We start from the raw sequence: 249 nt of genomic DNA, 5'->3' as shown, positions 1-249 counted from the left end.
GCGGTGCGCAGTTAAGCAAAAACGAAACAAATTTACTCAAAGGCGATAGCAGCTCTGAAAAATGGCCCGTTGATGATAAAACATTGGCCACTGTGGTCGATAACTTTATTTGCGATAAACTAACAAGTTACGACGATCACCGTGATATTCCCAGTATTAAAGGCACCTCAGGCCTTAGCCCTTATTTAGCGCTAGGTATTATTAGTACTAAGCAATTATTAATAAATATACAGCAGCGCTACCCGGATA

At 40.6% G+C, this 249-nt stretch carries 1 pseudogene; it reads left to right on the top strand.

Annotated elements, in window-relative coordinates:
• Positions 1 to 249, top strand: a pseudogene (locus tag AAEY78_RS14375) (hypothetical protein); the annotation flags it as partial.

It is taken from the genome of Psychrobacter sp. 16-MNA-CIBAN-0192, assembly GCF_040309565.1.
Taxonomy (GTDB): Bacteria; Pseudomonadota; Gammaproteobacteria; order Pseudomonadales; family Moraxellaceae; genus Psychrobacter.
Note: the sequence above shows the minus strand (reverse complement) of the source record. Positions and strands in the feature narration are given on the sequence as shown.